This is a genomic window from Ruixingdingia sedimenti (assembly GCF_031432425.1).
GTDB lineage: Bacteria > Pseudomonadota > Alphaproteobacteria > Rhodobacterales > Rhodobacteraceae > Ruixingdingia > Ruixingdingia sedimenti.
In genome coordinates this window covers 86,881-103,389 of the sequence record NZ_JAVKPH010000007.1, presented here as the reverse complement: position 1 = coordinate 103,389, position 16,509 = coordinate 86,881, and the positions used below count along the sequence as shown (strand labels likewise).

Annotated in this window: 15 protein-coding genes; 4 read left to right on the top strand and 11 right to left on the bottom strand. The window is 66.1% G+C overall.

The features are described 5' to 3' along the window. The first annotated feature begins 9 nt into the window (after positions 1 to 9). Entirely contained in the window at positions 10 to 2,265 is a 2,256-nt protein-coding gene (locus tag RGD00_RS08555; RefSeq protein ID WP_310456896.1) for an NADP-dependent malic enzyme, read from the top strand. Positions 2,266 to 2,270: 5 nt separating this feature from the next. Here the strand turns inward: RGD00_RS08555 and RGD00_RS08550 are convergent, their stop codons facing one another. Then, positions 2,271 to 2,555: an SCP2 sterol-binding domain-containing protein gene (locus tag RGD00_RS08550; protein ID WP_310456895.1), complete on the bottom strand. Its 285-nt coding sequence runs from the start codon at positions 2,553 to 2,555 to the stop codon at positions 2,271 to 2,273. A gap of 131 nt (positions 2,556 to 2,686) precedes the next feature. Then, positions 2,687 to 3,919 (bottom strand): argininosuccinate synthase, encoded by a 1,233-nt coding sequence (locus RGD00_RS08545; protein ID WP_310456894.1) that lies wholly within the window; start codon positions 3,917 to 3,919, stop codon positions 2,687 to 2,689. Positions 3,920 to 4,067: 148 nt separating this feature from the next. Between RGD00_RS08545 and ilvA the strand changes: the two genes are divergently transcribed. Next, complete coding sequence (gene ilvA / locus RGD00_RS08540) at positions 4,068 to 5,321, top strand: threonine ammonia-lyase IlvA (protein ID WP_310456893.1); 1,254 nt, start codon at positions 4,068 to 4,070, stop codon at positions 5,319 to 5,321. Here ilvA and RGD00_RS08535 read toward each other — a convergent pair whose 3' ends face one another. Next, positions 5,322 to 5,642: an Hpt domain-containing protein gene (locus RGD00_RS08535; RefSeq protein WP_310456892.1), complete on the bottom strand. Its 321-nt coding sequence runs from the start codon at positions 5,640 to 5,642 to the stop codon at positions 5,322 to 5,324. A gap of 153 nt (positions 5,643 to 5,795) precedes the next feature. Here RGD00_RS08535 and RGD00_RS08530 point away from each other — a divergent pair, with 153 nt between their 5' ends. Next, a complete protein-coding gene (locus RGD00_RS08530; protein ID WP_310456891.1) occupies positions 5,796 to 7,061 on the top strand; it encodes a PP2C family protein-serine/threonine phosphatase in 1,266 nt (421 codons plus the stop codon). Here RGD00_RS08530 and RGD00_RS08525 read toward each other — a convergent pair. Then, on the bottom strand, positions 7,056 to 7,484 hold the full coding sequence (locus RGD00_RS08525) for a MarR family winged helix-turn-helix transcriptional regulator (RefSeq protein ID WP_310456890.1): 429 nt from the start codon (positions 7,482 to 7,484) through the stop codon (positions 7,056 to 7,058). The two genes, RGD00_RS08530 and RGD00_RS08525, sit on opposite strands and share 6 nt — an antisense overlap. A gap of 219 nt (positions 7,485 to 7,703) precedes the next feature. Here RGD00_RS08525 and fahA point away from each other — a divergent pair, with 219 nt between their 5' ends. Continuing rightward, positions 7,704 to 8,963: a fumarylacetoacetase gene (fahA, locus tag RGD00_RS08520; protein ID WP_310456889.1), complete on the top strand. Its 1,260-nt coding sequence runs from the start codon at positions 7,704 to 7,706 to the stop codon at positions 8,961 to 8,963. Between the two features lie 42 nt (positions 8,964 to 9,005). Here fahA and RGD00_RS08515 read toward each other — a convergent pair whose 3' ends face one another. The 7 genes from RGD00_RS08515 to RGD00_RS08485 form a co-directional block, all read right to left on the bottom strand. Next, positions 9,006 to 10,718: an FAD-binding protein gene (locus RGD00_RS08515; RefSeq protein WP_310456888.1), complete on the bottom strand. Its 1,713-nt coding sequence runs from the start codon at positions 10,716 to 10,718 to the stop codon at positions 9,006 to 9,008. Next, the gene (locus RGD00_RS08510) at positions 10,705 to 11,490 is read right to left on the bottom strand and encodes an SDR family NAD(P)-dependent oxidoreductase (RefSeq protein WP_310456887.1); all 786 of its coding nucleotides are present in this window, start codon (positions 11,488 to 11,490) and stop codon (positions 10,705 to 10,707) included. The genes RGD00_RS08515 and RGD00_RS08510 overlap by 14 nt, the downstream gene beginning before the upstream one ends. A gap of 11 nt (positions 11,491 to 11,501) precedes the next feature. Further along, the gene (locus RGD00_RS08505) at positions 11,502 to 12,239 is read right to left on the bottom strand and encodes an SDR family NAD(P)-dependent oxidoreductase (RefSeq protein WP_310456886.1); all 738 of its coding nucleotides are present in this window, start codon (positions 12,237 to 12,239) and stop codon (positions 11,502 to 11,504) included. 70 nt (positions 12,240 to 12,309) lie between these two features. Continuing rightward, positions 12,310 to 13,428, bottom strand: coding sequence for a C4-dicarboxylate TRAP transporter substrate-binding protein (locus RGD00_RS08500; RefSeq protein WP_310456885.1), 1,119 nt, complete (start codon positions 13,426 to 13,428; stop codon positions 12,310 to 12,312). A gap of 59 nt (positions 13,429 to 13,487) precedes the next feature. Continuing rightward, positions 13,488 to 14,606, bottom strand: coding sequence for a C4-dicarboxylate TRAP transporter substrate-binding protein (locus RGD00_RS08495; protein ID WP_310456884.1), 1,119 nt, complete (start codon positions 14,604 to 14,606; stop codon positions 13,488 to 13,490). A gap of 68 nt (positions 14,607 to 14,674) precedes the next feature. Beyond that, complete coding sequence (locus RGD00_RS08490; protein ID WP_310456883.1) at positions 14,675 to 15,979, bottom strand: TRAP transporter large permease; 1,305 nt, start codon at positions 15,977 to 15,979, stop codon at positions 14,675 to 14,677. A gap of 9 nt (positions 15,980 to 15,988) precedes the next feature. After that, positions 15,989 to 16,495 carry a TRAP transporter small permease subunit gene (locus RGD00_RS08485; RefSeq protein ID WP_310456882.1) on the bottom strand — a complete coding sequence of 169 codons (507 nt, stop codon included), beginning with the start codon at positions 16,493 to 16,495 and terminating at the stop codon, positions 15,989 to 15,991. Positions 16,496 to 16,509: the final 14 nt, after the last annotated feature.

Genomic DNA, 16,509 nt, shown 5'->3' with positions numbered 1-16,509 from the left:
AAAACGCTGATGTCGAAAACAAAGATTACCCCGGAAGAAGCACTCGCCTATCATCTCGAACCGAAGCCGGGGAAATACGAGATCATCGCCTCGACCCCGATGGCGACGCAGCGCGATCTGAGCCTTGCCTATTCGCCCGGGGTGGCCGTGCCGGTGCAGGCGATCGCCGACAACCCGGAAACGGTCTACGACTATACGGTCAAGGGCAACATGGTGGCGGTGGTGTCGAACGGCACCTCGATCCTCGGGATGGGGAACCTCGGCGCGCTGGCCTCCAAACCGGTGATGGAGGGCAAGGCGGTCCTGTTCAAGCGGTTCGCGGATGTGAACGCCATCGACATCGAGCTGGACACCGAGGACCCGGAAGAGATCATCCAGGCCGTCCGCCTGATGGCCCCCACCTTCGGCGGCATCAACCTTGAAGACATCAAGGCGCCCGAATGCTTCATCGTCGAGCAGCGGCTGAAAGAGATCTGCGACATCCCCGTGTTCCACGACGACCAGCACGGCACCGCGGTGATCTGTGCGGCGGGGCTGATCAATGCGCTGGAACTGTCGGGCAAGAAGATCGGGGATGTGAAGATCGTGCTCAACGGCGCGGGGGCCGCCGGGATCGCCTGTCTGGAACTGGTCAAGGCGATGGGCGCGCGGCATGACAACTGCATCATGTGCGATACCAAGGGGGTCATCTACCAGGGCCGTACCGAGGGCATGAACCAGTGGAAATCGGCCCATGCCGCCCATACCGATGCCCGCACGCTGGAAGACGCGATGCGCGGGGCGGATGTGTTTCTGGGCGTGTCGGCGCGGGGTGCGGTGACGGCGGCGATGGTGGCCAGCATGGCCGAGAACCCGGTGATCTTCGCCATGGCGAACCCCGACCCGGAAATCACGCCGGAAGAGGCGCATGCCATCCGCGCCGACGCCATCGTGGCCACCGGGCGGTCGGACTATCCCAATCAGGTGAACAACGTCCTCGGGTTTCCGTACCTGTTCCGCGGGGCGCTGGATATCCACGCCCGGGCGATCAATGACGAGATGAAGATCGCCTGCGCGCAGGCGCTGGCCCGGCTGGCGCGCGAGGATGTGCCGGACGAGGTGGCGATGGCCTATGGCCGGAAACTGTCCTTCGGGCGCGACTACATCATCCCCACGCCCTTCGACCCGCGGCTGATCTATGTCATCCCGCCGGCAGTGGCCAAGGCCGGGATGGATACCGGTGTGGCCCGCCGCCCGATCATCGACCTGAAAGCCTATGAACAGAGCCTGAAGGCCCGCATGGACCCGACGGCGAGCATCCTGCAAGGCATCCACGCCCGCGCCCGCGCCGCGCAGGCCCGGATGATCTTTGCCGAGGGCGACGACGTGCGCGTGCTGCGCGCGGCGGTCGCCTATCAGCGCGCGGGCCTGGGCAAGGCGCTGGTGGTGGGGCGAGAGCCGGATGTGCGCGAAAAGCTGGAACTCGCGGGCCTGCCCGACGCGGTGCGCGAGCTGGAGGTGGTGAACGCCGCCAACACCCGGCACCTGGATACGTACAAGGATTTCCTTTACCGCCGTTTGCAGCGGCAGGGGTTCGACCGGCAGGATGTGCACCGGCTGGCGGCGCGGGACCGGCATGTGTTTTCGGCGCTGATGCTGGCGCATGGGCATGGTGACGGGCTTGTCACCGGGGCCACGCGCAAGTCGGCGCATGTGCTGAACCTGATCAACCATGTGTTCGACGCCACCGCGGCGGACGGGGCGGTGGGGGTGACGGCGCTGCTGTACAAGGGGCGCATCGTGCTGATCGCCGACACGCTGGTGCAGGAATGGCCCGAACCGGAAGATCTGGCCACCATCGCGATCCGCGCCGCCGCCGTGGCCCGCAATCTGGGGCTTGATCCCCGGGTGGCCTTCGTCAGCTTTTCCACCTTCGGCTATCCGATTTCGGAACGTGCGATCAAGATGCACAAGGCGCCGGGGGTGCTGGACCGCATGAAGGTGGATTTCGAGTATGAGGGCGAGATGACGGTGGACGTGGCGCTGAACCCCGAGGTGATGGCGCAGTATCCCTTCTGCCGCCTGACCGGGCCCGCCAACATCCTTGTGGTGCCGGCGCGGCATTCGGCCTCGATCTCGGTCAAGCTGATGCAGGAAATGGCGGGGGCCACGGTCATCGGGCCGATTCTGACCGGCGTGAAGAAACCGATCCAGATCTGCACCACCACGGCGACGGTGAACGACATCCTGAACATGGCCGTGATGGCGGCCTGCAAGATGGGGTGATTCGCCTAGCCGATCAGCTTCACCAGCGCCATCGCCACCGCCGGATTGCCCGACAGTTTCAGCTTGCCGGTGGCCATCGCCAGCATCGGGTTCAGCCTGCCTTTCAGCAGGCTGACCAGATTTTCCTCGCTGATGCGGATGGTGCAGTCGGTTTCGCGGTCTTTCGTCGTGGCAGTGTTGTCGGCCATCACCAGCACCCCGGCATCGCCGCAATCGAATTTGAGGCTGCCGGTGAAGGTCTTGCCTTCCAGCGCGCTGCGGATGCCTGCGGCGATGTCTTCCAGTGCCATGCGGTCCCCCTGTTTCGCGCAGGGTATCGCCGCGCTGCGGCATGGCAAGCGTGGCGTGGCGTCAGGCCATGGAAAAGGCCGCGCAGAAAGCCCTGCGCGGCCCGTTTCACGTGAAACATTCAGCGAACAGATCAGCCCTTCTTCGCCACCCGCGCATTGCGCGTCGCGATCAGTTTCAGCCGTAGCGCGTTCAGGCGGATGAAGCCGGCGGCGTCCTTCTGGTCGTAGGCGCCCGCGTCTTCCTCGAAGGTCACATGCTTTTCGCTGTAGAGCGAGTGGTCCGACCACCGCCCCACGCAATGCACCGAACCCTTGTAAAGCTTCAACCGCACCGTGCCGGTCACATGTTCTTGGCTCTTGTCGATCAGGGCCTGAAGCATCTCGCGTTCGGGGCTGAACCAGAAGCCGTTGTAGATCAGTTCGGCATAGCGCGGCATCAGGCTGTCTTTCAGATGCCCCGCGCCGGCGTCGAGCGTGATTTGTTCGATCCCGCGATGGGCCTCCAGCAGGATGGTGCCGCCGGGGGTTTCGTAGATGCCGCGCGATTTCATCCCGACAAAGCGGTTTTCCACGAAATCGAGCCGCCCGATCCCGTGCCGCCCGCCATAGTCGTTCAGCGCGGTCAGGATCGTGGCCGGGCTCATCGCCTGACCGTTGATCGCCACGGCATCGCCCTTTTCAAAGGCGACCTCGATATATTCCGGGGTGTCGGGGGCATCCTCGGGCGCCACCGTGCGCTGGTAGACGTAATCGGGCGCTTCCTCGGCCGGGTTTTCCAGCGCCTTGCCCTCGCTGCTGGTGTGCAGCAGGTTCGCGTCCACGGAAAACGGCGCCTCGCCCCGCTTGTCCTTGGCGATCGGGATCTGGTTCGCCTCGGCGAATTCGATCAGCTTGGTGCGGCTGGTCAGATCCCATTCCCGCCACGGCGCGATGACGCGGATCGAGGGGTCCAGCGCATAGGCCGACAACTCGAACCGCACCTGGTCGTTGCCCTTGCCGGTCGCGCCATGGGCCACGGCATCGGCGCCGTGGCGGTGCGCGATCTCGACCAGATGCTTGGAAATCAGCGGCCGCGCGATCGAGGTGCCCAGAAGATACAGCCCCTCGTAGACCGCATTGGCCCGGAACATCGGGAACACGAAGTCGCGCACGAATTCCTCGCGCACGTCGACGATGTGGATGTTCTCTTCCTTGATGCCCAGCATCAGCGCCTTCTGGCGCGCGGGCTCCAGTTCCTCGCCCTGGCCGAGGTCGGCGGTGAAGGTGATCACCTCGCAGCCGTATTCGGTTTGCAGCCATTTGAGGATGATCGAGGTATCGAGGCCGCCCGAATAGGCAAGCACGACTTTCTTGGGCGCGGACATGCGGTGCTCCGTCAGCGAAAATACCGGGCGGGTCTAGTCTGTTTTCCCCAACCGGACAAGCCCGCCCGCGGGGGTGCGGCCCGGCGCGCCCTTGTATCCCCCGGCGCACGCCGCTATCCCCCCGCAGAGGGACAGAACGGGGGCAGGCATGTCGGGCGATTCTTTCTGCGACGGGGCGCGGCAGGCGACCGGGGCGCTGCGGGAACTGTTCCCGGAAACGCCGCTTCTGCGCAACGACTATCTGTCCAACCGCTACGGCGCCGACATCTGGCTCAAGCGTGAGGATCTGAGCCCCGTGCGCAGCTACAAGATCCGCGGCGCCTTCAACGCCATGCGCAAGGTGCGCGCGGCGCATCCCGAACAGCGGCATTTCATCTGCGCCAGCGCGGGCAACCATGCGCAGGGCGTGGCCTATGCGTGCCGTCATTTCGGGGTGAAGGGGACGATCTTCATGCCGGTGACGACGCCGCAGCAGAAGATCGACAAGACCCGCGCCTTTGGCGGCGATGCGGTGGAAATCGTGCTGACCGGCGACTATTTCGACCACACGCTGGCCGCCGCGCAGGCGCATTGCCGCCGGGCGGGGGCGTTCTTCCTGTCGCCCTTCGACGACCCCGACGTGATCGAGGGGCAGGCGAGCGTGGGGGTGGAAATGCTCGAACAGCTTGGCCGCGCGCCCGACATGGTGGTGGTGCCGGTGGGCGGCGGCGGGCTGTCGGCGGGGATCACGCGGTATCTTGGCTGCGCCGCGCCGGATACCGCTTTGCGCTATGTCGAACCTCTCGGCGGTATGAGCCTTGCCGCCGCGCTGGCCGCCGGTGCGCCGGTGACGCTGCCCCGGGTGGACAGTTTCGTGGATGGCGCCGCCGTGGCGCGGATCGGCGAGCTGACCTTCGCCACCCTGCGCGGCGCCGACCCCGCGCATGTGATCGCCGCGCCCGAGGACCGGATCTGCGTCACCATGCTCGACATGCTGAACGTCGAAGGGGTGGTGCTGGAACCCGCCGGCGCGCTGTCCATCGACGCGCTGCGCGACCTGCGCGACCAGATCCGCGGCAAGACGGTGGTCTGCGTCACCTCGGGCGGCAATTTCGATTTCGAGCGGCTGCCAGAGGTCAAGGAACGCGCGATGCGCCATTCGGGGGTGAAGAAATACTTCATCCTGCGCATGCCGCAGCGCCCCGGCGCCCTGCGCGAATTCCTCAACATCCTCGGCCCCGACGATGACATCGCGCGGTTCGAATACCTCAAGCGGTCGGCGCGCAACTTCGGCTCCATCCTTCTGGGGATAGAGACGACGCGGCCCGAGAATTTCACCACCCTTCTGGCGCGGCTCGATTCTGCCGGTTTCACGTGGCGCGACATCACCACCGACGAACTGCTGGCCGAATTCCTGATCTGATCACCTGGCCCGCTGCACCAACGCCAGAAACTTCCGGCGCGAGGCGGCATAGCTGGCCAGAACCGCCGCCACATCCACCGGGGCGTGCCGGGCGGCGGCGCGTTCGCCCTGCTGGCACAAGGCGCTGAGATGGCGAAAGCCGAGGTTCAGCGCCAGCCCCTTGAGGTAATGCAGATCCCGTTCCAGCGCCGCCGCATCGGACCCGGCGCGCAGGCGGGCCATCGCCTCTTCCACCTCTTCCAGGAACAGGTCCACCACCTCGTCGAACCCCGCCGCGCCGACCTCTGCCCGCAGGGCCTCGATCCGGTTCTGGTCCAGCATCATGCGCCCCCCGTCTTGCACCTGTGACCAGTCTGGCCCGCGGCGGTTAAGCGTTGGTAAGCCCGCCCGGGCGTGACGCGTGCAATTTGATGTTTCACCTGCCGTTAAGTTCCGCGGCGGAAGGTGCGGCGCAGGTGTGAAGGTACGGGGACGATGGTGGAGGGTATCGGCAGTACAAGCGTATCGGTCCCGCAGGTATCGGGGCGCGTGCTGGTCGTGGATGACAGCCGCGCGCAGCGGCGCATCCTGCAGGCGTCGCTTGCCCGGTGGGGCTATCAGGTGACAGAGGCCGGGTCGGGCGAAGAGGCGCTCGACCTTTGCCGTGCGGCGGCGTTCGACATCGTGCTGTCGGACTGGATGATGCCGGGCATGTCGGGGCTGGAATTCTGCCACGCCTTCCGCGCCCTTCCGCGCGACAGCTACGGCTATTTCATCCTCCTGACCTCCAAAAGCGAAAAGGACGAGGTGGCGCAGGGCCTCGGCGTGGGGGCGGACGATTTTCTGTCCAAACCCGTCGACCCGGACGAACTGCGCGCGCGGATCCAGGCCGGCGAGCGCATCCTCGGCATGCAGCGCGAACTGGCGCAGAAGAACCGGCTTCTGTCCACCACCCTGACGGAATTGCAGGGCATCTACGATTCGCTCGACCGCGACCTGATCGAGGCGCGCAAGCTGCAACAATCGCTGGTGCGCGACCGGCACCGCGATCTGGGGACGGCGGCGATTTCGCTGCTGTTGCGGCCCTCGGGGCATGTGGGGGGCGATCTGGTGGGGTATTTCCAGTTGAACCCCCGGCGGCTGGCGTTCTTTGCGGTGGATGTGTCGGGGCATGGCGTGGCCTCGGCCATGCTGGCGGCGCGGCTGGCGGGCATGCTGTCCAGCGCCGCGCCGGATGGCAATATCGCATTGGCGCTCGATGGTGGCGGGGCGGTGGATACCTGGCCGCCGGAAATGGTGGCGGCGCGGCTGAACCGGATGCTGCTGGATGTGGTGCAGGTGGATCAGTACCTGACCTGCATCTATGCCGACGCCGATGTGGTATCCGGCAAGGTGGCGCTGGTGCAGGCGGGCCATCCGCATCCGATCCTGCTGGGGGCGGACGGGTCGGTGGCGCGCGTGGGGCAGGGCGGCATGCCGGTGGGCCTGATCCCCGGCGCGCAATACGAACGGGTGGAACTGCGCCTGCGCCCGGGCGACCGGCTGTTGCTGATGTCGGACGGGCTGACGGAATGCACCGGCCCGGATGGTGCGGAAATGGGCGAAGAGGGGCTGGCCGATCTGGTCCGCCGCAATGCCGCCGTTCCGGGCGATGCCTTTCTGGATGCGCTGATGTGGGAGATCGAGCGTTTCACGGGAAGCGGAGAGTTCACCGACGACATGTCTGCGGTGCTTTACGAATACCGCGGCGGGCCGTCATAGCCTGCTTTTCAGGATCGCGGTCAGCCCCGCCTCGAACCCTTTCGCATCGGGGCCCAGAAGGGCGCGCAGTTCGGCCTGGAATTCCGCCGCCAGCGGGATCAGCCGGTCCATCACCGCCCGCCCCTTGGGGGTCAGCGACAGCGACACCAGCCGCCGGTCCCCGGGATTGGCGAGCTTGACCACCAGCCCCTGTTCTTCCAGCCGCGAGGCCGCGCGGCTGACCTTGGATTTTTCCATGTCCACCCGCGCCTCGATCTCGCGCACCGACACTTCGCCTTCCTGCGACAGATGTGCCATCACCCGCCATTCGGGGACGGAAATCCCGGCCTCGGCCATGTAGCGGCGTTCGAACGCCCGGCTGACGCGCCCGGCGGCGACGACGAGGCGATAGGGCAGAAAGTCATCGAGCACGAAAGGTGCCATCGGCGGGGATCCGTCAAAACCTGTGATCTCACAGCTTCTTCACCAGAAATCGGGCGCATTCAACCTTGACTTCATTGCATTTGCAACAACTATGGCCGCGCCGCTGCGGCCCGCGGATGCGGGGCTCGACAACGGGCGCGACGGCGTGCAGGAAACAAGGGGCCCGGGCGCGATGCCCCGGTTCCACCGGATGACAAGCTGAAAGGATAGGAAAACGGCATGGCATTGCTTCGGTCATGGGTCGAAAGCGCGAATGCGCCCGAGGGGTCGTTTCCGCTGAACAACCTGCCCTATGGCGTGTTCTCGCGTCCGGGCGAAGAGCCGCGCTGCGGTGTCGCCATCGGGGATTTCGTGCTGGATCTCGCCGCCTGCGAGGATGCGGGGCTGGTCGATCTGCCGGGCGCGCCCCTGCTGGACGTGCCGTTCTGGAACGAGGTGATGGAGGCCGGGCCGGAGGTCTGGGCGCAACTGCGCGCGCGGCTGACCGCCCTGCTGGCCGAGGGTGCGGCGGAACGCGACGAGGTTGCCCGCCATCTGGTACCGCTGGCAGAGGCGGAAATGCATCTGCCCTTCCTGGTGGCGGAATACACCGATTTCTATGCCGGCAAGCATCATGCGTTCAACGTGGGCTCGATGTTCCGCGACCCGGCGAATGCGCTGCCGCCGAACTGGCTGCATATCCCCATCGGCTACAACGGCCGCGCGTCCTCGATCGTGGTGTCGGGCGAGGATGTGCGCCGCCCCTGGGGGCAACTGAAATCGCCCGAACACCAGATGCCGATCTTCGCCCCCTCGCGCCGGTTCGATTTCGAACTGGAAATGGGCGCGGTCGTCGGTACGCCGTCCGAGGGCATGGTGTCGGTGGCAGAGGCGGACCGGATGATCTTCGGCTATGTGCTGTTGAACGACTGGTCCGCGCGCGACATTCAGGCGTGGGAATACCAGCCGCTCGGCCCCTTCCAGGCCAAGGCGACGGCGACCACGATTTCGCCCTGGATCGTCACTGCGGCGGCGCTGGAACCCTTCCGCGTGTCCACCCCGGAACGCGAGGTGCCGTTGCTGCCGCATCTGCAGGAACCCGGCCCGATGCTCTATGACATCCAGCTGGAGGTCGGCCTGACGCCCAAGGGCGGGACGGAAACCATCATCAGCCGCACCAACTATCGCGAGATGTATTATTCCGCCGCGCAGCAATTGTGCCATCACACGACCTCGGGCTGTCCGATGTCGGCGGGGGATCTGCTGGGTTCGGGTACGATTTCCGGCCCGCAGCGGGAAAACCGCGGCAGCATGCTGGAACTCAGCTGGGGCGGGAAGGAACCGATGGAGATCGCGGGCGGCACCCGCAGCTTCCTCGAGGACGGCGACCTGCTGGTCATGCGCGGCTTTGCGCAGGGCGCGGGCTATCGGATCGGTTTCGGGGATTGTGCGGGCCGGGTGATCCCGGCGCATGCCGCGCCGGCCGGGGCCGGGCGCTGACATTCCGGCCCCCGCGCGTCAGGCGTGGGGGCCGTGGCTTTTTCAGGCGTCTGCGGCCGTCTGGCCGATGACATAGCCGAACGCCAGCGCCGGGCCGAGCGTGATCCCCGGCCCCGGATAAGACCCCGACATGATCGAGTTCACGTCGTTTCCGCAGGCATAGAGACCCTGGATGACGTTGCCCGCGCGGTCCTTGACCTCGCCCTTGCCGGTGATGTCGAGGCCCATCGAGGTGCCGATGTCGCCCGGATAGATCTCTATCGCGTAGAACGGGCCCTGTAGCGGACGCAGGCAGGGGTTCGGCTGGTTTTCGGCATCGCCCAGATAGCGTTGATAGCTGGTCGAGCCCTTGCCGAAGGCCGGATCCTCGCCCCGCGCGGCATCGGTGTTGAAGCCCGCGATGGTGCGGGCCAGCGCCTGCGGGTCGATCCCGCATTGGCGGGCCAGACCCTCCACCGTCGTGTCGCGTTTCAGGTAGCCGCTGGCGATATGCTTGCCGATCCTTGCCGGAAACGCATGCGCCGCGCCCAGGCCATAGCGGCGGACGGCGCGGTGATCGGCGACCAGCCAGGCGGACCGTTGGCCTTCGGCCAGCAGTTTCGCGATCAGGCCCTGCACGAAATCGTGGTAGCTCGACGCCTCGTTGACGAACCGCGCGCCGTCATGGCCGACCGCGATCACCCCCGGCTTGGCGCGGTCGAGGAAAAGATGCGGGAAGGGCCGTTTGGTGCCGTCCGGGTTGGGCAGCAGCGACACCGGCGTCCAGAAGCCGCCGTTGGAATTGGTTTCCACAAAGGCCGCGCCGGCGGCCTCTGCCGCCGCGATCGCGCCGCCGGTGCCGCCCGTGGGCGACATGGAATAATGCGGCAGGCCGCGTTTCACGTGGTCGAAGGTCTGCGCCCGGCGGGCGGTGTCGTGCGGGTAGCCGCCCGCCGCCAGCACCACGCCCTTGCGCGCGGTGATCCGGCGCAGGCCCCTGGGTCCCTTGACCTCTGCCCCCGTCACGCGGCCGGTGTCGTCCTGCACCAGCCGGATCAGTTCGTGCCCGGTGCACAGCGGGATGTTCAGCGCGAAAACCGTCTCTGCCAGCCGGCCAGAGACTGCGGCGCCCATCACCAGCCGCGTGTTGCGCCCCCAGCTCAGCCGGTCGAGCGCGTATTTCGCGATGATCTTCGTCGCATAGACCGCCGACTTGGCCGACCGCGCCATGCGCAGGAAGTGGTAGATGTCGGGCCGCCCCAGAGGCATGCCGCCGAGGATGGTGAAATCGGCGTAGGGCGGGCGCATGCGGTAGAGGTTCTTGCCCAGTTTCTTGCCGTCATAGTCCAGCGCATCGACGGACCGGCCCCCCTCGGCCGCGCCCTCGGCGTCCGAATGGTAGTCGGGCGAAAACACCCGGTGCGTCATCTTCAGCGCGGTCTTTTCGTGGAAAAAGCCGATGGCCTCCGGCCCCTTGTCGAGGAAGGCATCGACCAGTTCGGGGTTGAAAAGATTGCCCGCCTCGCCCTGGATATAGCGGCGGGCGGCCTCGCGGCTGTCGGTCATGCCGGCGGCGGCGGCGATGGGGTTGCCGGGCACCCAGATCGCGCCGCCCGAGACGGCCGTCGATCCGCCGAAATATTCGGATTTCTCGATGATGACCGGGTTCAGCCCGTGGTGGCGGGCCGAAATCGCAGCCGCCATGCCGGCGGCGCCGGAACCGACGACCAGCAGGTCGCAGCTATCGGGCAGGTCGGGGGATTCAGGCCGGGACATGGATTGCCTCTTCGCGCGGATAACGGCCAACGGCCCAGCCCCCGTCCACCGCCAGAACCTGGCCGGTGATGAAGGACGATTCGTCCGAGGCGAGGAACCGCACGGCGCGGGCCACATCCTCGGGCTTGCCGACGCGGCGCAGGGGGGCGCCGTCGATCATCTGATGGCGCCGCCATGCCTCTGTCTGGATGCGTTCGGCGGTCAGGGGCGTTTCGATCAGGCCGGGGGCGACGGCGTTGACGCGGATCCCGTTGGGGCCGAAATCGTTCGCCATCTGCCGCGTCAGCCCGATCACCGCCGCCTTGGAGGCCGAATAGCCGCAGGAATTCTGCGCGCCGATCATGCCGAAGATCGAGGCGGTGTTGACGATGGCGCCGCCGCCGGTGCGCATCATCCGCCCCACGGCCCACCGCGACAGGCGGAAAAGGCCAAGGACGTTGACGTCGAAATAGCGGGTGAAATCCTCGTCGCTGGTATCCAGCGCATGGGCGCCCCGCGCGATGCCGGCGTTGTTGACGAGGATGTCGAGCCGCCGGCCCGCCTTGTCGAGCGCGGCAGAAAGCGTCTCTGTCACGGCGGGATCGGTCACATCGCCCTGCACGGGGGTGACGTCGGGCCGGGCGGCCAGTGCGGCGATGCCCGCGGCCTCGCGGTCCACGGCCAGCACATGCGCACCGGCAGCCAACAGCGCCTCGGCGATGGCCGCGCCGATGCCCTGGCCCGCGCCGGTGACGATGGCGGTGCGGCCGTTCAGATTGGTCGGTTCAAGCATCTCGCCCCCCCTCAGAACGCCGCGGTGCCGCCGACGGAACGCCCGCCGTCCACGATCAGCACCTGACCGGTGATATATTCCGCCCGCGGATCGGCAAAGAGAGCCACCGCATGCGCGATATGTTCGGGCGCGCCCAGTTTGCCCGAGGGTTGCTGCACCCGCAGCCCCTCCAGCCCCTCGGCGCGTTCCAGCAGCATGTCGGTCACGATCACGCCCGGCGCGACCGCGTTCACGGTGATCTGCTTTTCCGCCAGTTCCAGCGCCAATGCCTTGGTGAAGCCCGCGACACCCGCCTTGGAGGCCACGTAATGCGCATAGTTCCGCGCCCCGAAGGCCGCGCGCGAGGCGAGGTTGACGATCCGCCCGCCTTCCGGCAGCACGCGCGCCGCCTGCTGGCACAGCGTGAACATGGCGACCAGGTTGACCTCGTACATCCTGCGGAAATCGTCTGCGGTCAGCTTGTCGAAATCGCGGGTGTTGAAGATCCCGGCATTGTTGACCAGCACGCGCAGGTTTTCCGCCCCGTCGATCAGCGCCTGTGTCGCCGCCGGGTCGGTGATGTCCAGCACCACGGCGCGGGCGCTGTGGCCCTGTTCCTGCAACTGGCGGACGGTTTCCTGCGCGCCCGCGGCGCCGAGATCGGCCACGATGACGGCGAATCCGTCATCGGCAAGGCGGTGTGCGATGGCGCGGCCGATGCCCTGGCCGGCGCCGGTGACGATTGCGGTGGGAAGCGGTTGGGAGGTCATGGATCACCATCAGGGGCCTTCCGGCCCGAATCGGAAAGCCCGCGCAGGGGGTTCTGCGCGGGCGCCTGGGTCAGTTCAGGCCGAAGGTCGCGGCATCGACCTTGGCGTAGATTTCATCGTGCACCAGTTTCGCCAGCGCATCCACATCGTTGCGGTCGACGCCTTCCAGCAGCGCGGACCATTTCTGCGTCAGGGCGATGTATTCCTCGATGATCGGGGTCGGGTCGGCGATGCCGCGCTGATCCATCGTGCGCTTGGCAAGACCGGCCACCATGCCGTCCTGGAATTCCTTCAGCCTGGCTTCCATCGCTTCATGCGGTTCCGCGATGTCGATGCCGCGTTCGGCCGAACCCTTCAGCGCCGAATCCACGCCCTGGTGATAGGCGACCTGCGCCCGCGCCAGCGCCTTGCCGGTCAGGTCGAGGATCGCGCGGCGGTCCTCGGTCGACAGCGCGGCCCAGAAGTCCTTGTTCAGCACATAGGTCGCGCCGAGCGAGGAACCCTGCGGCAGCCGGTTCACATGCTTGACGATTTCCCAGAACTTGTAGCCGAATTCGAGGTTCGTCGGATCCGACAGCGTGCAGTCGAGCGAGCCGCGTTCCAGCCCCGTATACACATCCGTCATCGGCACCGCGACCGGGATACCGCCGAGGAAGGCGATCCATTCGTTCTGCGCCGTGCCCGCGGTGCGGATCTTGAGGCCCTGCACCGACGCCGGGTCGGAAATCGGCTTCATGCAGAAGAAGTTGTAGATCGGCGTCGAATAGCCGCCGAGGAAGATGGCGTTGTGGCGGGTGTATTCCCCGATCAGTTCGGGGTTCAGCACGCCGATTTCCGCCAGCGCGAAGGCGGCGGCATAATCGTCGCGCGCCAGGAAGGCGAGATCGTTGATCACGCCCGACAGCGGCAGTTCGGACGGCGTGTAGGAGGCAGCGACGATCCCCAGTTGCGCCACGCCATCGCCGATCGCCTGCAACGTCGTCGGCGCCGGAACCAGCGAGCCCGAGGAATAGATCTCGAATTCCACCCGGTTGGCGGTCGCCTCGGCGATTTCCTTGGCGAAGGGCTCGTAGGCTACCGCGTTCAGGATATGCGAGGGCGCCATCCAGTTGGTCGCCTGATACATGTCGGCCAGCGCCGCAAAGGTGGTGAAGGGCAGCACGCTGGCCGCAAGCAGCAGTCGTTTCATCATGGTCTCTTTCAGGGAGGGAAGGATCCGGCCGGGCGCGTGGCCCGGCCGGGATGGTCTTATTCAAGACCGAAGGTGTTCTCGTCGATCTTGTCGTAGAGGTTCGCCTTGAGGATCGCGGCGACGGCATCGGCATCCGTGCGGTCCACATCGGCCACCAGACCCTGCCATTTCGCTTCCAGTTCGATGAACTGGTTCAGCACCTCGGTCGGATCCTCGATGCCGCGTTCGGCCATCGCCTTGGCGGGCAGTTTTTCGGCCACCTGCGCCTGGAAGGCGGCGAGGGTGTCTTTCATTTCCTGCGTCGGTTCGGTCACGTTCAGGCCGCGTTCCTTCGACCCGGCAAGGGCCGCCTCGACGCCGACATGATAGGCGACCTGCGACCGCGCGAGGCCGAGCGCCACGTTGTCCAGAAGGGTGCGGCGCTGTGCCGGTTCCAGCCCTTTCCAGAAGTCCTTGTTGAACACATAGGTTGCGCCCACGACCACGCCCTGGGGCAGGGTGTTCACGGTCTTGGCGACCTCCCAGAACTTGTTGCCCTTGTCGAGGTTGGTGGCATCCGACAGCGTGCAGTCGATCGAGCCGCGTTCCAGCCCCGAATAGACGTCGCCGATCGGCACCGAAACCGGCACGCCGCCGAGCGATTGGATCCATTCGGTCTGCGCCGTGCCTGCCACGCGCACCTTCTTGCCCGACACATCCTTGGGCGAGACGATTTCCGCCATGCAGATGAAGTTGTAGAAGGGCGTCGAATAGCCGCCGGCGAACAGGCCGCCGTTCTTGGACCATTCGGCCTTGACCGCCGGGTTGGTCAGGCCCAGTTCCGTGTAGGCGAAGGCCGCCGCCATGTCGTCCTTGGCGACGAAGGCCAGGTCGTTGACGGTGTTGTTCAGCGGCAGTTCCGAGGGCGTGTAGGGCGGATAGACGATGCCCATCTGCGCCACGCCATCCGCGATGCCCTGCATCGTCGTCGGCGCCGGCACCAGCGCGCCCGAGGAATAGACCTCGAAGGTCATCGCGCCGTCGGTGGCCTCTGCCACGTCCTTGGCGAACTGCTGGTAGGGGAATTCGTTCAGGATATGGGCCGGGGCCATCCAGTTGGTCGCCTGATAGGTATCGGCGCCGGCGGCCCAGGTCATGGCGGGCAACAGCGCCGCGCCGAGCAGAAGGTTCTTCATGGTCTCTCTCCCTTGGTGTTGATGGATGGCGGCCCCGGTGCTTTCTCTGCCCCGGGGCGGTCGTTCGCTTACCTGCCCATCATGCTGGGCAGCCACAGACTGATCTGCGGGAAGGTGATCAGCGCCGTCAGGACCAGCAGATCCGCGGCGATGAACCAGGTGACGCCGCCGAAGATCTGGTTGAGCGTCACCCGATCCCCCAATGCGGTCTTGATGACGAACACGTTCATGCCGACCGGCGGTGTGATGAGGCCGATGGTCATCAGCTTGATGACGAGGATGCCGAACCACGTCATGTCCACCCCGTGCTGTGCCAGAAGCGGCACCAGCACCGGCATGGTCAGCAGCATGATCGAGATTTCTTCCATGAACGTCCCCATCAGCACCAGGATGATGCAGATCAGGATGATGATCGTCATGGTGTTGAAGCCTTCGAAGAAGCCCATCACCCAGGTCGGGATCGTCGCCAGCGCGATGAAGCGCGCAAACAGCGCCGCGCCCAGGACGATCATGAAGATGGCAGAGGTGCCCGCCGCGGTGTCGATCACCGCGCGTTTCAGCATGGCGTAGTTCATCTTGCCGCGCATCGCCGCAAGGACGCAGGCGAGGAAGGCCCCGACGGCGCCGGATTCGGTGGCCGTGAAGGCGCCGGTGAAGATGCCGCCCATCACGATGAACGTCACCACCGGCAGCGGCCAGGCGTCGCGCAGCAGGGCGAGCTTTTCGGCGCGGGTGGTCTTGTCCACGTAACGGGGTGCGAGGTTCGGGTTCACCATGCAGCGGATGGTGATCATTCCCATGAACACCACCGCCGTGAAGATGCCGGGCACCACGCCCGCCATGAACAGCGTGTTGATGGAGCTGTCGACCAGCAGGCAATAGACGATCATCAGCACCGAGGGCGGGATCAGCGCCGCGAGCGTGCCCGCCGCCGCGACCGAGCCGGAAGCAATGCCGGGATCATACTTGCTGTCCAGCATCTCGGGCACCGCGATGCGCGAGAAGGCGGCGGATGTCGCCACGCTCGACCCGCTTGCAGCGCCGAAAAGGGCAGAGGCGAACACCGTCGAGGACGCGAGCCCCCCCGGGATCCAGGCCAGGAAGATGCGCGCCGCGCCGAACAGCCCGCGGGTCAGCCCCGCCTCGACCGCGACGAAACCCATGAACAGGAACATGGGGATGGCCGACAGGTTCCAGTCGCCGATCAGGTTGAAGGGAATGGCCTTGGTGATGCCGATGGCGGGCCGCAGCCCCATCATCGCCCAGATGCCGAAGAAGGCGGTAGACCCCATCGCAACCCCGATCGGCACCCGGATGCCGATAAGCGCGAGAATGGCGACGACCCCGATGAAGCCGATTTCAAGACGTTCCATGATGCGACCTCAGATTTCCAGGGCGTGACCGGCGGTGCGGACCTTGCCGCGCTCGCCAAGGAAAAGCCGCAGCACGATGACGATGACGGCGATGGCGAAACCGAAGGGCAGCAGGAACTTTGCCGGCCAGGTGGTGATGCGCCAGATGCCGTCCACGGTTTCATTGATGCGCCAGGCGTGGGTGGCGACGCCCCACGAAAACCAGCCGAGCACGCTGTAATAGATGATCGACACGATATCGGCGAGCTTCAGCATCACCCGGCGCGCGCGGGGCGACACCTTTTCATAGATGACCTCGACCACGATCGACCCGCCCGAAGCCTCGACCCAAGCCAGCGGCAGGAACACGCAGCCGATCATGTAATAGGCGGCGACCACCTCTGCCGTGCCGGGCAGCGGGGCGTTGAACACGTATTTGCCGATCACGTCGACCATCACGTGGATCATCATCAGCACGACCGTCAGCCCGGCGATCCAGCCGAGAAGAAAGGTCAGTTTCTCTGCAATCTTGACCATGTCGCCCTCCCCGG

Coding starts and splice junctions, on each gene's coding strand:
- RGD00_RS08555 (WP_310456896.1), top strand. CDS start 10: ATGTCGAAAACAAAGATTACCCCGGAAGAAGCACTCGCCTATCATCTC.
- RGD00_RS08550 (WP_310456895.1), bottom strand. CDS start 2,555: ATGGCACTGGAAGACATCGCCGCAGGCATCCGCAGCGCGCTGGAAGGC.
- RGD00_RS08545 (WP_310456894.1), bottom strand. CDS start 3,919: ATGTCCGCGCCCAAGAAAGTCGTGCTTGCCTATTCGGGCGGCCTCGAT.
- ilvA (WP_310456893.1), top strand. CDS start 4,068: ATGTCGGGCGATTCTTTCTGCGACGGGGCGCGGCAGGCGACCGGGGCG.
- RGD00_RS08535 (WP_310456892.1), bottom strand. CDS start 5,642: ATGCTGGACCAGAACCGGATCGAGGCCCTGCGGGCAGAGGTCGGCGCG.
- RGD00_RS08530 (WP_310456891.1), top strand. CDS start 5,796: ATGGTGGAGGGTATCGGCAGTACAAGCGTATCGGTCCCGCAGGTATCG.
- RGD00_RS08525 (WP_310456890.1), bottom strand. CDS start 7,484: ATGGCACCTTTCGTGCTCGATGACTTTCTGCCCTATCGCCTCGTCGTC.
- fahA (WP_310456889.1), top strand. CDS start 7,704: ATGGCATTGCTTCGGTCATGGGTCGAAAGCGCGAATGCGCCCGAGGGG.
- RGD00_RS08515 (WP_310456888.1), bottom strand. CDS start 10,718: ATGTCCCGGCCTGAATCCCCCGACCTGCCCGATAGCTGCGACCTGCTG.
- RGD00_RS08510 (WP_310456887.1), bottom strand. CDS start 11,490: ATGCTTGAACCGACCAATCTGAACGGCCGCACCGCCATCGTCACCGGC.
- RGD00_RS08505 (WP_310456886.1), bottom strand. CDS start 12,239: ATGACCTCCCAACCGCTTCCCACCGCAATCGTCACCGGCGCCGGCCAG.
- RGD00_RS08500 (WP_310456885.1), bottom strand. CDS start 13,428: ATGAAACGACTGCTGCTTGCGGCCAGCGTGCTGCCCTTCACCACCTTT.
- RGD00_RS08495 (WP_310456884.1), bottom strand. CDS start 14,606: ATGAAGAACCTTCTGCTCGGCGCGGCGCTGTTGCCCGCCATGACCTGG.
- RGD00_RS08490 (WP_310456883.1), bottom strand. CDS start 15,979: ATGGAACGTCTTGAAATCGGCTTCATCGGGGTCGTCGCCATTCTCGCG.
- RGD00_RS08485 (WP_310456882.1), bottom strand. CDS start 16,495: ATGGTCAAGATTGCAGAGAAACTGACCTTTCTTCTCGGCTGGATCGCC.